This is a genomic window from Leucobacter holotrichiae, assembly GCF_055791005.1.
In genome coordinates this window covers 18,923-33,200 of record NZ_JBVUAC010000006.1, presented here as the reverse complement: position 1 = coordinate 33,200, position 14,278 = coordinate 18,923, and the positions used below count along the sequence as shown (strand labels likewise).

Sequence of the window (14,278 nt, the reverse complement as noted above, 5' to 3'; positions counted from 1 at the left end):
GAAAGAAGCCGTGCGACCGGGCTCCGATTCTCTGGTGGAGGCGCCTCCGCGTCTCGGGGCGGACTGGTGAACGGGTGAGCCATGGTGTTCCTCCTGACAAAACGAAGGCCGCCGCCCGGAGCGACGACGGCCAACAGTCAGGTGCACCCGATAGTCCGTGCTTAGCTGAATCTCGGTCACTGTCTTCGGCTCGATAAAGTACTTTCATGGTCAACCTCTTGAACTTCATTCCAGTTCTTGGTCTGGGAGCCACCATTGCAACACTGATCGTGAACTCTGCCCGCGAATGGGGTTGGAAACGTCGGCGTGAACTCCGAGACGAATTGGTGGCACTGATCAAATTCGAAGAAGAGTTCAATGCTGACGGGGCGCTTCTTGAAGGCGATAACCGGAAACGGAAGCAGGCCCTTCTCGAAGCAGCCTATGTACTTCATCTCCATGCCGGCGAAAGCGCTCTCAAAGCAGCTCGCAAACGTGCCCAAAAACTCAGGAACCGCGGTGGTAAACGCATAGTTTGGGCGGTGATAGGTGCGATCGTTACCATTTCACTATCCGCGGTTGGATTCTTCGTTCAAGTCCCGCAAATGCCAGCCGTCTTGGCAATCTTCGCGGTCATCTTCTACTCGATGTTGCCAGTTCTCGTGATATTTGCGGTTGTCATGCAGGTGAAAGACATCCGAAAGATCAAAGTCGGACGTACACACTTGACGAAGCAACTGGATGAAGTAGCAAGAGTGGGCTCCCTCTTCGGGCCTCACGAAGTACTGAGCCCCACAGAGCCACCAGCACCCGGTAGCAGGAACTGACTACTTCATACGCTCCGTAGTGTCGAACGTGGCAAGTTCTGACGGGTGGAGTTGGTGTTGGATAACGAAGGATCGGTCCTTGATGCGCCAGAGTCCCTGACCGGTGCCGAGCGTCGGGAGCAGTTTCTGTTCGGTGCCGGTGAGTCCGAGCGCGGTCGCGGTCGTGCCGAGCTGGTCGGGCTCTTGACGGTACACGATTCGCGTTTCCGCGTTCGCGAGCAGTGACGACGCGAGCGCCCGCATCGCCGACCCTTGATCGCCCACGTTGTCCAAGTCGCTGAGTTTGTGGAAGATCAGCATGTTTGCGATGCCGAAATGGCGGGCAAGACGCCACTGAGCATCCATACGGCGTAGTAGTGCGGGGTACTGCATGAGCCTCCACGCTTCGTCGTAGATCACCCAGCGTTGGCCTCCGTTGGGGTCGGCGAGGGCTGATTCCATCCAGGCACTTGAGCAGGTCATGAGTACGGAAATGAGCATCGAGTTCTCCGCGACTCGAGACAAGTCAAGTGACACCATCGGCAGGGTGGGATCGAACTTCACTGTCGATGGCCCATCGAACAGCCCTTGCAGGTCGCCTGCGACGAGGCGGCGTAGTGCGTGGCCGACGAGGCGCCCGTCTTCAGCGAGCCTGCCGTCGTCATCGGTGGCGGGGTCGGGGTCGAGGATGCGGTCAACGACCATCGGCAGTATCGGTACCTCGGATGATTTCACCGCGTCGGTTAGGGCGAGGTCGATCGCCGTGTGTTCCAGCGGCGACAGCACCCGATCCAGCACCGTCTCCGCGAGCGCCCCGATGAGGTCACGCCGGCGCGAGGCCACCTGCGTCGCCCACTCGGCATCGGTGATACCCGAGGGGCGGTGCCCTTCATCAAGCGGGTTCAACCGGTTCTGTAGTCCATGACCCAGGATGATCGCCTTCCCGCCGACTGCTTCAGCGACCGCGGTATGTTCCCCTTTCGGATCACCTGGCACATACACGCGCCGCCCGAACGGGAGCGAGCGCGTGTAGAGCGACTTGGCGAGTGAGGACTTCCCAGAGCCCACGATGCCCGCGAGCACAAGGTTCGGGGCGGTGATGAGACCCCGCTGGTACAGCACCCACGGGTCGTACACGAACGACCCGCCCGAGTAGAGGTCCTGACCGACGAACACGCCCTGCGATCCAAGGCCGCCTTCCGCAAGAAACGGATACTGGCCCGCAAGCGTCGCCGAGGTGTCTTGATGCTTCGGGAGTCGAAACCTGCCCGGTGTACGTAGCATCGCCCGCCCCAGCTCGCCAGCGGCGGGCAGATAGGTGGTGGCGCGTTTCTCGGCCTGCTCCAACTGCCACTTCGCTTTCGCCTCCTGTTTGCGAGACTCGCGGGCAGCCGTCTCGATCCGGGTCGCCGCGTGCCGCCTGGCCTTGCGGTTACGGCGTCGTTCGCCTTCCGGGTCGATCAGCGTCGACGTGTGCAGGCGCTCCTCTTCGCTGCTCACAGCGCCAGCCCCTGCGACGGGGCTCGGCTTCTCCCGCTGCGCCCAAACCACGACGACCCCGAGCGGTCCTTTCCGGCCGGTTGCGGCTCGCTAATGGTCTCGAGTCCAGGTTCAACTGTGGGTGGGGTGTCGATGCCGAGGAGTGCCGGATCTGGGATCGCATCGTACTCGCGCAGCAGGGAGACGTAGCCGAAGTCGTGGTTGTAGGTGAGCGTGTAGACATCTCTGGTTGCGGTGCGGTCGAGCGGCCCGTTCGGGGGCTCGTCGTAGACGTACCCGTTCGCGAGTGCTGCCTGCACGGTGTCGTCGCCCACGTCGTAGCCTGCGAGATACTCGATGAGTGCGTCCGTACCTTCTCGGTCGAGCATTTGAAGTGCCTGATCGGCGTCGTCTCCCTGGAGGAACACGACGTTAATCCACCGCTTCTCGTTCCCTGCCCCGGTGTCCATCAAAGTCTTGCTCGGACTCGCTTCACGGAGTGGGGATACGGACGTGATCGGCTGTTCTTGAAGCGTATGGAGCACGTTTCGGCTGCCGCGTGTGGCTTCCCTGATCGTGTCAGGGAACATTGGTCTGGGAGCGGTTTTACCTTCGGGTAGGAGCGGGTACTTCGGTGAGGCGGCGTCAGCCAGAAGAAGCCGCACGAGTTCTCGCATTGCCTGATCTGGTTCGACCGCTTCGGTACCGGTATAGATGTTGCGTCCGCTTGCGATATCCCCGGTTCGTTCATCTTCCACGAGATACCCGTATCGGTGATGTTCACCAAGTGGGCTGATAGGCCACACGGTGAGCGTCAATCGTCCAGCTTTCACGGTCGTTCGGGGCGCATCCGCTTCAAGGGCCCGGCCTGGGGGCACGCTTGGCGGTTCCGTGTGCCAGGCGATCTTTCCGGCTTGCATCTTGCCCGCATCGAGCCGGTCATGCACCTCGTCAAGCAGTGCGCCGGCGGTGTGGATTTCCGCGGCTGCAGACACTGCCGTTCCTGCGCCGAGCGATGGGCTTCCGGCATCGTCATACGCCTGCGCTCGACCCTCCAGGTGAGCTGCCGCGACCTGGTCAATCACTTGCCGAAGTGCCCGCACCCCTGCCAGCACATCTCCCAACACCGGGTACATATCGGACGGGTTCTCAAAGGTGCGTGTGGCGTGCGCGAGTCCACGCAATGCTTCAGCGGCTTCGTATGCATCGGCTTTCGGATCGTTGAATGTCGGCATGACAGGTCTCCTCGAATCGTGGGGTTAGACGTTTCGGCACAGCGGCAAGGCTGCGACCGTGAACGCTTGGGCTTGCTGACCCACCAGCCGGCGGGTCTCGCAGGAGGCTTGGATCGCGGCCTGCTCGATCGCCGACACCGCCGCATCAAGCTCATCCGATGTCGGGGCGGACACGGAGATGAGGCCGGAGACGCGCAGGACGCCGTGCCCTGCGGTGAGGTCGGCTTCTTGTTGCAGCACGTCATCGAGTTCCGCTGACGAGCCCGCGTCTTCGACCTGCCCGATCTTCCGCCGCTGCGCCGCATCCGAAATGAGTTCGGTCTTCTTCTTCCGCAGATCACGTGCCGCCTGATCCGCACGCACCGGCGTGTAATGCAGCGCGAGCGTGCGCAGCACCCCGTTCGAGAGCACGAGCGGGGCGAGGAAGCCGGGGAACACTTGCGAGCGGGGCCATTCGCTGATCCAGAGGACGGCGTGGAATGCGGAATCGGAGCGCAGCCGATCCCAGGTTTCGGTTACTGCGACAGGCCCCGCGGTTGCGAGATCACGGCCCAGTGCGCCGTGTCGTTCGAGTGAGGGGGCTGCGGCGGGGTCGTAGGCCGAACGTAGGATCACGGCGACCTCGCCAGGGGTGAGCCACCCGGTTGAGGTGAGTTCCGCAGACCTGAGCGCGGTCGTCATCGTCGCCATTTCCTGCCGCAGTACCGCAGCCGCCCCGCGTATCCCGCCACCATTGGTTCTGATCTGCCGGGTCGCCGCCTTCATATCCAACGCGAGCGAAATGGTGGTGGCGTGGCGTTCCCCGGCGGGGCCCGCCCGGTCGATGAGCTCCCGATACGTCGTCGCAGCCCACGAACCGTCGTCGGTGCCGTGCGCACGCCACCACTCCGCAAGCCCGGTTCCTGAGTCCGGCAGAGTGCGCTCCGACACCTGAATTCGGGCGATCCGCCCAGAACGGCACGCGGCGGCAAGCACGCGACCCCAGCCTGCGACGCGGCGCTGCTGCTCACCAGGATCGAGGAGCACGAACGCGGGATGGGAGACGCCGAGGATCGCGGTGAGGGTCCCTGCGTGGGGGTCGTGGATCATTGCGGCCCCGGTCTCGGGGTCTTCCCATTCCCGGAGTGCTGCCGCATCGCCCGGTAACGCGAGGGTGCCTGCTGGGCGGGGCTTGATGATCCGGGCACGGAAGAGGAGCTGCCCGGCATACACGCGCGTGACCCAGCGGGTGAGGATCGGCACCCACTCGATGATCTTTTTGCCGCCGACGGGCACCACGGCCAGCATGGTCGCGGTGCCCCAGATGGGTGAGGTCCACGCGAACGCCATCCCGCCGCCGACATACAGTGCGACGACGAGAGTGAGGAGCGCGATCCCGAGGACGATGAGTTGCGGCAGCGACAGACCGAGCATGATGCCACGTTTGGTGAGTCGGGAGAACTGCACCGGGTGCAGCGGATACTCCACGGTGGTGTTGGTAGCCAAGTCTGGTCACCCCTTTCCTGACGGCTGTGACGACGGCGGCGTGGGCGGCTCTGACCGGGGCTGCGCCGGCGGTACCTGCGTGCCGGGCGGGTTCCCGGACGGAGCGGCAGGCGGCACCGGCGGTGGTGCATCTGGTCCGGCAGCGGCCATATGCCCTTCTGCCGCGCCACCGACGGCGCCGCCGAGTTTCGGTCCGGCAGTCGCCGCCCCTTTCACGACAGCGGCACCAGCGACCACGGCGAGGCCGACCGGGCCAGCCGCCGCACCAGCCCCGGCCCCAGCCCCTGCGCCTGCGCCGGCTCCCGCACCGGCGCTTCCAGCCCCGGCACCAGCACCAGCGCCTGCGCCTGTTCCGGCACCTGTTCCCGCTGACGCGCCGGCAGAAGGTGGCGGTGGTGGAGGCGGGGTGCCACCCCCGCCACTTCCTTCACCAGGACCACCATCGAGTACTTTCTTCGGCCCGCCACCACCGCCGGGGGTTGACGGCATGGGGATAGGGCGGTTCATGGCCTGCTTGGCTTCCTGCTCCGAGCTCATCGCGTGGTACATATCGAAGCCGACGAAGGACACGAACTTGTAGGTGATGTACGGCGCGAACGCGGCAACACCCATGAGGACGACGCCGGCGATGGGGTCGCTGATCGAGGCGAGGTCGAACTCGATCGGTGCCGACATTTGCGCGACCGCGACGAGGAAGATCACGACGAGCACGAGTTTCGACACGATGAGCGCGATCACGAATGACGCCCACTTCCCGAACCATCCCTTGGTCGCATCCCAGGATGCGCCGGCGAGGGCGACCGGCCCGAAGACGATCGCGACCAGCAGCAGGGCTTTGCGGATCAGGAGGGAGAACCAGACGATCGCGGCAGCGCTGATGGCGAGGCCTGCGAGGAATATCGTGATGATCGCGCCGACGCCGGGGGCGGCGATGTTGATGCCTGCGAACCCGGCGGCCAGCAGCGCGATCCGGTCGCCCATCGTTTCCATCGTGTTCCCGGTGGCCTGTACGATCCCGACCGCGAGCTGGTCGGTGATTTCCAGCAGCAGCCCGGTGATCGTGATGACGAGGAACGACCCGAGCACCGACTTCGCAAGGCCCAGGCCTGCGCGTGAGAGTGCGGTGGGGTCGCGGTGGATGAGACCGGTGATGAGTTGCAGGCAGAAGAAGATCAGGAACACGAACACGGCGACACCGAAGAGCACGTTGTAGACGCCGAGATATTCGCTACCGGTGACATCGACAAGGGTCGTGGTGTCCATCACCGTCCAGACGGCCTCGAAGAGCCAGCCTGCCGCCTGCCCCATCGCTTGGGCGAGCCAGTCGAAGGGTGCCGCGACCAAGGTCGCAGCCCCCTCTCCGACGGCATCACACACATTGGAGATGACCGGCACATCGCAGACACTCATGCCCGGTCACCCCCGCCTGAGGTTGGGTGTCGTGTCATACCGACTGGCCCACGTTCCAAAAGAAATTGATCAACGTGACGGCAGCCCCACAAATGATCGCGGCACCGCACGAAATCAGCACACCGACCTTCCCGCGCGAGGCAAGATGCGGGTTCGAGCTGTTCGACCCGAACCCCCAGATGATCGCCGAAACAATCAATGCCAAGACGCTGAGGATAAGGCCGATGGTCATGACGGCGCCGACGATGGTTTGCAGTTGGTCGATACCGGGAAGGCCGGACGAGTTGGGGTCAATATCGATCACGGGATGCTCCTGAACTGGGGTCGAAACGGTCGAGAAGTGTTCTCGCACGTCAGGTGCACAACAGAGCGCCCCGCATCCCTCGGAGGTGCAGGGGGTGGGATGCGGGGCGCCGTCTCAGGGAAGCAGCAGTTACAAGGTGTCGCCCAGGTTCAGAAGGAAGTTCGTCCATGCGACGCCGGCACCCGCGAGTGCTGCCGCACCGACGGCGACGAATAGGCCGGCACGGGCTTTCGCCGCGACGTGATAGTTGCCGTGAGAGGACGCGATCGCCCAGGTAATCGCACAGACGATCAGCATGAGGACGGCGATGATGAGGACGAACATCAACAACGCGCCCACCACCTGGCTGAGCTGGTCGGAGCCGTTCACGGCCCCGAAATCGGGAAACACGTTCATGAGGTGCCTCCGGCTGGGGCGGTGCAGGCGGCAGGCTGCACGTTGCCGCCCTGGACGCCTTCGGCGTGGTGCTCAGTCAGCCAGGCGTCTCCGTCGACGGGGTCATTGCTGAGGCTTCCGGGGAAAATCTCGAAGTGCAGATGCGGTCCCGTGGAGTACCCCGAGGATCCCACGTCACCGATGTGTTGGCCGGCTGCGACGGTCTCACCCGCGGTGACGTAGATGCCGTGATCCCACATGTGCGCATACCGTGAGATGACGCGCTGACCGCCAACGGTGTGGTCGATCGCGATGAGATTGCCCCACCCGTCCGGGTCACCAGTCATCAACACCACACCGTCCGCGACCGCGAAAATCGGGGTGCCGTCTGCTGCAGAGAAGTCCGACCCGGAATGGAAACTCCTCTCACCCGTGAACGGGTCACTGCGCCACCCGAATGGGTCAGTGCGCACCCACGAACCATCCGGCAGCGGGAACACAATCCTGCGTGTCTCCGGCACCCTCGGCCCAGTCTCCGTACCACCCGTATTCGAGCCTGCTGGTTTGATGAGTGTGGTGAGGATCGCTTCGGCGACGGGCTGATAGTTCTGATACCGGTCCGGGTACGCCGACACTTCGACCGCTTGTGCGGCTTCGCCGGGGTCGAGTTGCTGCCACCCCGGAATATCCAACAAGCCCCGCGGGCTCGGGTAGTTGGGTCCATCCGGGCCCCCGTAGAAGGCGCGCGCTTGATAGTTCGGATCCATGAGCTCCGCCACCGTGCCCCACCCGGCTTGCGGGCGCATCTGAAACAAGCCGAGAGAATCGTGATCGCCGCCGTCACCGTCGTTCGGGAAGTCGGCAGACTCGGGATAGGTGCCTGTGTTCGCGAGCATCCGAAGCGACGACTCGGTAAGCGCCGCCATAAGCGCGATCAGCACGCCGGGCCTGCCGACACCGGGGGTCTGGGCACCGGTGGTGATGATCGTTGCCGCGTGCGTGAGCTGGGCCTTGTTCAGCGTGATCGTGGTGCCGTCCTTCGTGGTCGCGGTCAACGAATCAGGGATCGGCCCCACGATCAGGGAACTCGTCACACAAGTCGCCGTCGCTGCCGGATTCATCAGCACCCCGACCCCGACGAGCGCGGTCGACGGCCCAACACACACCAGCGCGACACCGAGCGCAAGAAGTTTCTTCAGCACGACAACACTTCCCGTCAGTGCAGGGGGTTGTCGAGGGCGGACAGCCGCACGAGCGTGCAGATGCTCTGGAACTCGGGTGCCGGGCGCGGGCACGCGATGAACACCGTGAACGACACCGCCCGTTCGGCATCCTGCGGCACCGTCCCCCACGTGCCCGTGCGGTGCCTGACGCCAGTGATCGTGTACGCGGTTGATCCTTCAGGGAGTTGCCCAGGCCTCGCCTGCTCCACCGCGGTCTCCCACGCCTCGGGCACGTTGGCGGTGTCGATGGTGAGCCACTGCCGCGCCTGATAGGTCTTCAGCTGCGCCCACGCCTCCGCGGTCGGGAGGTACGATCGCACATCCGACGCCAACGCGTCGAGCTCCGACGAGTCGCCGGCGTCGATGAGGACTTGCGCATAGTCCGACGGCCCGAAACGTGTGGTCGTATCCCAGGCGAACAATGCTTTAGCGACCCGGCGCGCGAACTCCTCCGGGTTCCCCGTCTGCACGATCCGCCCCAGCCGGGGCGTCTCAGCGCCACCGTCTTCCACTGGTGCTGAAGTCTCTGACGGGTGAGCCGGGTTCTGAGTGTCGTGTTCGGCGGGGCCGCGCACGAGCCCGTAGATGCCGACGCCCACCAGGATCAGGAGGGCGAGGCCGCCGGCGATGACGGCGATGAGGAGGCGACGCGCGCGGCGATGAGCGTAAGCGGTGGAGTCCATGACGAGGTACGCCTTTCAAACAGACAAAAAAATGGGGGTGGCACCCAGAAGGTGCACACCCCGCTCAAACGCGTCAGTTAGACGGTGTGGAGCCTGGACGGTTCGTCGCCGGGATCGTTCGCGGTGGCGTCTCGCGCCTGGGTGGCGGCGTGCATGAACTGCACGGTGCCGGCCACGGTCTGCGTGAAGAGCTCCCATTGCTCATTTGTGAGTTCTGGACCGATCACCTCTGGATCGGCGCGCTCCCACCAGCCTGCGAGGTCTTCCCAGGTCAGCACGAACGCCCGCACCGACATGCGTGCAGGCTCGGGCTTCACGACGGGACGGGGTGTGCGGCGTTTCGTGCTGTGTTCCCGGTTCACCCGGTCGAGTGCTTCTGATGCGAGTCGTTCGAGCTCCACCGCACGCACTTCAGCCTCGGTGGTGCGAAGCTGTTTCGCATCGAGTGCGGCTTGCGCGCGTACATCCTGCGGCTTGCTGGGGTCTGCCGCGATGTGTTCGAGCTGGGCGAGGGATGCTTCAGCATGAGCGCGTTGATGGGCGGCGGTGATGGACCCGCCGGCGTCAATCCCGGCAAGTTCTCGAAGGGCACACTCCCTGACCGATGACGGTTGGGACTCGTCTGCAGCGAGGCGCTGCAACTCGTTGATGCGTTCGAAGCTCGTGTACGACTTCCGACCCGACACCATTTTCGCGGCCTGCGCACGAGAGTCACCGACCGCGTTTTCTCCCTGTTCTGACGGTGCCGCCACGGTGGCGGCACCGTCACTTCTGGGGTTCGGCCCGCCGACAGTGAACCGGCTGGCCTCCTGCCGGCGTGCCGCATCTTCGGCCATCACCTGCTTGAGTTCCCGGTACAAGGCGGCCTGCTCAGTGAGGGTGAGCGGCTTATGCAACGCGTTATCGTCTTGTTCTGCCAGGAGTTCCCCGAGCCGATCGGTGATCCCGCTGCGCACCCACACGTTTGAGGTTTTCCACCCGAGGCGACGCATCGCGGTGAGGCGGCGCAGCCCGCACACGAGGACCCCGTCCGGGGTGATCGTGATGGGCTGCAACAGTCCGTCGCGTTCGATCGACTCGGTGAGCTGGTCAAGGTCTCCCAGATCGTCGCGATGACGCCGCCCGACCCGGATGGAATCAAGTGCGCGTTCCAACTCGATATGCCCCGGCCCGCTACCCACGACGCCCCCTCCCGGAACGGCTCGGAGCTGCAGACGCGACTTCCGACAGTAGCCGGTCATCGGTGAGGAGCACCGGCAAGGGTTCATCGATCAAGAGCCGTAGCAGCACGCCACGTCCAACCGAGGTGTGCGCCAGGTCGGGGTCGGGGTTCCCGAGCACGGCCCTGAGCATGGCAAGCCACGACGTGCCAGGAATATCCAAGAGCGCACGCGCCTGGTAGTCACGGCGCAGTGACTCGAACGCGGACACCCGGTTCGGGCTTTCCGCGAGCCTTGCGCAAATGTACTCGATGCCAGCCTGCGCGGTTCCCTCCGGCCAGCCCAGGTAACAAAACAGGGCGATCGTGTCCGCGATCGCCGCCTCCACCCCGGTGCAGCCCTCCGGCTCGTCGCCGACCATGTCGTCTTCCTCGTCAAGATGAGACGGGGCCGGGGTTTGGAACGCGGGATGGTATTCCGGGAGTTCGTTTTCTCGATCACTGAACCGCTCCGCGTCATGGAACCCGGAATAGTGGGGGCGGCGTGCCCGGTTCACCGAACACAGCAGGCCTTGGCCGCGCTCTTCAGCGATACAGGTGATCCGCACCGCATGGGTGACGACCGCCCACGGGTCGTTCGCGCGTCTGGCCGACGGCCCCTGCATCGCAACAAACGCTGCCGAGGCCGCCTCCCACGGGTCGAGATGATGCTTCTTCGCGAGCGCCGCATACTTTTGGGCGGCATGACGCATCAGCCCTGCCGCTTCCGGGTCGCTGCGCCACGCCGCAGCCCCACCAGCGTCGAGCCGGTTCAAGATCGCGCGAAGCCGTTCAGAGTCCTCAAACCCGGACTCGCTGACGGGATTACTGTGATGCTGTTCGTACATTGCGGTACCTCCTGCACAACAGGTGCACACCTGCTGCATGGGCCCCGAGACACCAAACCGAATCTGCATGGCATCTCACCCCAACCCCATCCCAGAGCGTGAAGCCGACGGAAACTGCGGTACGTTCCGTGACCGCCCGAATGCCGACACCGGCGGGAGCTGGTACGAACGCTTGTCGATACCAGTTCTCGAGTACGGGGTGCGCTGGATACCGAGCGTGCGCGTACGACGTGCGAGCTCAGCCTGGAAATCGATCCCGCGCCCGGCAACATGACTACCGGCACGCGTCATCAGATCAGCCGGCCGCACCCACTCGATCCCGCGCCCAGGCACCCGCTTCGCCGCTTCCATCAGGCGTGTCTTCTGCGACGGGTCGGCGTGGGTCGCGAACGCGGACACTTCTGCCGCCTCCACCGCGTCGGGCGTTTTCGTGCCGGCAGCCAGCCGATTCTCCCAGTCCATGCGGCGCATTGTCTCTTCAGGATTCATCAGAGTTGCTCCTTCACTGCTTCTTGACTGTCAGGTGCACCCGCCGTGTCGTTTTCCTTCGAGAACCATCGCCCGACCGTGCTCGGAGCTACCCCCAGTTCTCTGGCAATCGCCTTATTCGACAGCGCCCGCTCATCCCGTAACCGTGCCGCGAGCTCCCGCCGATCCACCCCAGCCGCAATTAGTTCTTCCTTTAGTGGTGACACCGGTACGACCGCCGCCTGCACCTCGACCGCCTCTTCACCGCTTGGTTTATCGACATCTGCGGCGGGGGCAGACTGGTTCGCCGAGCGTTCCACCACCGGCAATTGCGGGGATGCTTCGTGGGAGCGTGTGCGATGGGCACGAACGAGCACGACAGTCAAATGCGTGGACGCCAGAAGCACAAGCGGCGGCACCGACGCCACACACCCGGCAAGGATCTCGGGCACGTCGGCATCGGCGGCGACCGTCGCGTGCAGCGCGTTCGCGACCACCGACACGAGCGTGCCGGCAATCAGCAACAGCCACGGATACCAGGCCGCCCGATGCCCGTCGAGCGCGACCACGGCGACGGTCGCGACGACGATCAGGCCGTCAACGATCAGCGGCCACGCCCACGCCTGCCCGGCGTCGATCCCGGAGCGACGGGCAAGATCCGTGAGCGCGGTGAAACTGAGCCAGAACGCGGCCGCCGCGATGAGCACCGTGCCCGTGGTCGCAGTCGAGACCGCGAGCCGCCCACTCGGCAACCGGGGATTCACGAGAGCACCTGCCGATTCACGCCCGCACCCCGGCGCACAGGCGCACCCTGCCAGAATCTCGGTGAGTCTGTTCTTATGGGTGCAGAGTGAACGGTGCGATACGCGGAGTTGATCGTCACTTCCACCTCGCGCGGCGGGAGACCTGCGCGTTCTGCTGCCGGAGCGAGCGCATCAAGCGTCGCAGCGGGATCGGTGCCGGCCTCCGCGAGACGACACGCCGCCCAAAACAGACCCCGATTTCGTTCACCCTCACCGAGCGCTGCAACCCAGCCCGCCAGCCGCTCCGCATCCTGCGACCGCGACACCCCAGACCGGGGCCGATATCGTGCGGGTTCGCGCGGGTCGAGGAGATTACGGATCGCGCCAGCGTTCAGCTTTCGAGGTGCGGTGTCTGATCCCGAGATGAGCAGATACGGGCGTGCCGCACCGTCAGGCTGGGTGACGACCGAGGGTGGGGCGATGACGTAGCCGCCTTCGCCCCGGAAGTCGATATACGCGTTTGCGGCCTGCCAGGAGCGTTGCGGCTCAAACCTGGGGGCTGGGAAGTAGGCATGCATCCCGCCCGAAGGCGTCATCACCATCGCCGACCACCCAGGAATCAGCCCCGCATCCTGAAGACGCTTGAACCCGGTAAACCCGTCACCGCCAGGCTTCCGGTCGACATCAATCACCTCGACCCCGGAGAGTTTCCCGGTCGGCATGCCGATGTTCGCTGACGGCCAGCGCCGCCACCACGCCGTGATCTGTGCCGGGTTCAATGAGGCATCGCGGAAGCCATGCTCCACGAGCGGGCGCTTCTCGCCCGGCACGCATGGGAAGATCGGCACCCTCGCGGCAGTAAATCGTGCCGCAGCCTCCGGCAACGACAGGCCCTTGACTCCTTTGAATACGTCCGCGATCCCCATTAGAGGCTCCGAACCGTCGCGGTTGGGCGGCGCTCCGACCGTGGAAACTCCCGAACCGTCGACGCAGAGCGCCCGGGGGCTTCTGCCGGCGAGTCTTGGGTGAGGCCGGGAGGGGTGCCGTCGCCGATCTGCTCGGTGTCGAGCTGGTCGAGGATACCGACTGCGGCCTTGCGCACCTTCTCTGCGGTCGCTTGGATCACCGCGACGGGTTCTTTGCCGGCGACGGTGGTTGCCCAGCCGGAGACATACGGGATCGTGTACGAGCTGGTGTCCATGCCGTGCGCGGCACCGACCATCAGCGCAACGCTTTCGGCTTCGACCTCGCCGATACCGCGATGCTTCGTCGCATCCTCGTCCGACGGATCATGCAACAGCACGTGGGCGAGCTCGTGCGCGATGGTCTTCACCTGCGCGGCATCATCCATGTTCGTCCGCACCGCAACCTGCCGCGCCTCGAAATCAGTGGTGCCGTTCGCACCGTGGATCATGCCCTCATGCGGCACTGGCAGAAACGAGAACCCCGCCGCCTCCACCTGCCGGATAAGCCCATCCCGAAGACCGGCAGGGGCTTCGCCTTCCAGGAGCACCGTGGCCGGCGGTGTCGGCACCTCCGTCCCAGAGGTTTGGGAGAGGTCGAAGACGTAGGCGGGTTTCGCGCCGACCATTCTCGAGCGCACGACTTCGCCAGGCTTGGGCTTCTCACGCCGAGCCAGCCTGCGCCACGATGCCGCATCCTTCGGGGTCGCGGACGCAAACCGGCCCATCACCGGGGCGAGGATCGCGTACCCCTTCAGGCCTTTCTCGACATGCCGGCCGAGTTGTTCCCACTGCCGAAACCCCGCCACATACGACGGCACCGGGTCAGGAACAAGGCCTGCTTCCCACGCGGCTTGATGCTGCGCGAAAATCAGCATCGTGTTGTTGAACGATCGCGACCGGAACTGCGCCGCAAACTTTAACGCTTGCGTCCAGTCCTCGCCCGTGACCAGCTTCTCGACCTGCGCGGCCAACTGTTCATGCAACTCGTCAAGCTTCGCATCCCGCGCAGCGCGGGCTTCCTCAGCACTTCTCCTCTGTGCAGCCATGATCCGCCTCCTTTCTGGCGGGCCGCGCACG

The 14,278-nt window shown here is 64.8% G+C and carries 15 protein-coding genes; 1 reads left to right on the top strand and 14 read right to left on the bottom strand.

Annotation, left to right across the window (positions count from 1 at the left end):
* Positions 1-206 precede the first annotated feature (206 nt).
* A complete protein-coding gene (locus AC0KXF_RS09070) occupies positions 207-806 on the top strand; it encodes a hypothetical protein (protein ID WP_473108874.1) in 600 nt (199 codons plus the stop codon).
* Here AC0KXF_RS09070 and AC0KXF_RS09065 read toward each other — a convergent pair whose 3' ends face one another.
* From AC0KXF_RS09065 to AC0KXF_RS09000, 14 genes are all read right to left on the bottom strand, one after another.
* The gene (locus AC0KXF_RS09065; RefSeq protein ID WP_473108873.1) at positions 807-2,285 is read right to left on the bottom strand and encodes an ATP-binding protein; all 1,479 of its coding nucleotides are present in this window, start codon (positions 2,283-2,285) and stop codon (positions 807-809) included.
* Entirely contained in the window at positions 2,282-3,499 is a 1,218-nt protein-coding gene (locus AC0KXF_RS09060; protein ID WP_473108872.1) for a hypothetical protein, read from the bottom strand. Before AC0KXF_RS09060 ends, AC0KXF_RS09065 begins: the two co-directional genes overlap by 4 nt.
* A gap of 24 nt (positions 3,500-3,523) precedes the next feature.
* The gene (locus AC0KXF_RS09055) at positions 3,524-4,984 is read right to left on the bottom strand and encodes an SCO6880 family protein (protein ID WP_473108871.1); all 1,461 of its coding nucleotides are present in this window, start codon (positions 4,982-4,984) and stop codon (positions 3,524-3,526) included.
* Positions 4,985-4,990: 6 nt separating this feature from the next.
* On the bottom strand, positions 4,991-6,394 hold the full coding sequence (locus tag AC0KXF_RS09050; RefSeq protein WP_473108870.1) for a conjugal transfer protein TrbL: 1,404 nt from the start codon (positions 6,392-6,394) through the stop codon (positions 4,991-4,993).
* A 34-nt stretch (positions 6,395-6,428) separates the two neighbouring features.
* Positions 6,429-6,698: a DUF6112 family protein gene (locus AC0KXF_RS09045; RefSeq protein WP_473108869.1), complete on the bottom strand. Its 270-nt coding sequence runs from the start codon at positions 6,696-6,698 to the stop codon at positions 6,429-6,431.
* 129 nt (positions 6,699-6,827) lie between these two features.
* Positions 6,828-7,094 (bottom strand): DUF6112 family protein, encoded by a 267-nt coding sequence (locus AC0KXF_RS09040; protein ID WP_473108868.1) that lies wholly within the window; start codon positions 7,092-7,094, stop codon positions 6,828-6,830.
* Positions 7,091-8,368 carry a M23 family metallopeptidase gene (locus AC0KXF_RS09035; protein ID WP_473108867.1) on the bottom strand — a complete coding sequence of 426 codons (1,278 nt, stop codon included), beginning with the start codon at positions 8,366-8,368 and terminating at the stop codon, positions 7,091-7,093. Before AC0KXF_RS09035 ends, AC0KXF_RS09040 begins: the two co-directional genes overlap by 4 nt.
* Positions 8,290-8,979, bottom strand: coding sequence for a hypothetical protein (locus AC0KXF_RS09030; protein ID WP_473108866.1), 690 nt, complete (start codon positions 8,977-8,979; stop codon positions 8,290-8,292). The genes AC0KXF_RS09035 and AC0KXF_RS09030 overlap by 79 nt, the downstream gene beginning before the upstream one ends.
* 77 nt (positions 8,980-9,056) lie before the next feature.
* Positions 9,057-10,160: a ParB N-terminal domain-containing protein gene (locus AC0KXF_RS09025; protein ID WP_473108865.1), complete on the bottom strand. Its 1,104-nt coding sequence runs from the start codon at positions 10,158-10,160 to the stop codon at positions 9,057-9,059.
* Positions 10,153-11,025, bottom strand: a complete 873-nt coding sequence (locus AC0KXF_RS09020; RefSeq protein WP_473108864.1) for a hypothetical protein — start codon at positions 11,023-11,025, stop codon at positions 10,153-10,155. The genes AC0KXF_RS09025 and AC0KXF_RS09020 overlap by 8 nt, the downstream gene beginning before the upstream one ends.
* Positions 11,026-11,100: 75 nt before the next feature.
* Positions 11,101-11,514 carry a hypothetical protein gene (locus tag AC0KXF_RS09015; protein ID WP_473108863.1) on the bottom strand — a complete coding sequence of 138 codons (414 nt, stop codon included), beginning with the start codon at positions 11,512-11,514 and terminating at the stop codon, positions 11,101-11,103.
* Entirely contained in the window at positions 11,514-12,257 is a 744-nt protein-coding gene (locus AC0KXF_RS09010) for a DUF2637 domain-containing protein (RefSeq protein ID WP_473108862.1), read from the bottom strand. The genes AC0KXF_RS09015 and AC0KXF_RS09010 overlap by 1 nt, the downstream gene beginning before the upstream one ends.
* Positions 12,254-13,162: a bifunctional DNA primase/polymerase gene (locus tag AC0KXF_RS09005; protein WP_473108861.1), complete on the bottom strand. Its 909-nt coding sequence runs from the start codon at positions 13,160-13,162 to the stop codon at positions 12,254-12,256. The genes AC0KXF_RS09010 and AC0KXF_RS09005 overlap by 4 nt, the downstream gene beginning before the upstream one ends.
* A complete protein-coding gene (locus AC0KXF_RS09000; RefSeq protein ID WP_473108860.1) occupies positions 13,162-14,247 on the bottom strand; it encodes an ArdC-like ssDNA-binding domain-containing protein in 1,086 nt (361 codons plus the stop codon). Before AC0KXF_RS09000 ends, AC0KXF_RS09005 begins: the two co-directional genes overlap by 1 nt.
* Between the last annotated feature and the right edge of the window lie 31 nt (positions 14,248-14,278).

Excerpts from the sequence above, each read along its gene's own strand:
- AC0KXF_RS09015 (WP_473108863.1), bottom strand. The coding sequence starts at position 11,514 with ATGAATCCTGAAGAGACAATGCGCCGCATGGACTGGGAGAATCGGCTG.
- AC0KXF_RS09020 (WP_473108864.1), bottom strand. The coding sequence starts at position 11,025 with ATGTACGAACAGCATCACAGTAATCCCGTCAGCGAGTCCGGGTTTGAG.
- AC0KXF_RS09070 (WP_473108874.1), top strand. The coding sequence starts at position 207 with ATGGTCAACCTCTTGAACTTCATTCCAGTTCTTGGTCTGGGAGCCACC.
- AC0KXF_RS09050 (WP_473108870.1), bottom strand. The coding sequence starts at position 6,394 with ATGAGTGTCTGCGATGTGCCGGTCATCTCCAATGTGTGTGATGCCGTC.
- AC0KXF_RS09030 (WP_473108866.1), bottom strand. The coding sequence starts at position 8,979 with ATGGACTCCACCGCTTACGCTCATCGCCGCGCGCGTCGCCTCCTCATC.
- AC0KXF_RS09000 (WP_473108860.1), bottom strand. The coding sequence starts at position 14,247 with ATGGCTGCACAGAGGAGAAGTGCTGAGGAAGCCCGCGCTGCGCGGGAT.
- AC0KXF_RS09040 (WP_473108868.1), bottom strand. The coding sequence starts at position 7,094 with ATGAACGTGTTTCCCGATTTCGGGGCCGTGAACGGCTCCGACCAGCTC.
- AC0KXF_RS09060 (WP_473108872.1), bottom strand. The coding sequence starts at position 3,499 with ATGCCGACATTCAACGATCCGAAAGCCGATGCATACGAAGCCGCTGAA.
- AC0KXF_RS09005 (WP_473108861.1), bottom strand. The coding sequence starts at position 13,162 with ATGGGGATCGCGGACGTATTCAAAGGAGTCAAGGGCCTGTCGTTGCCG.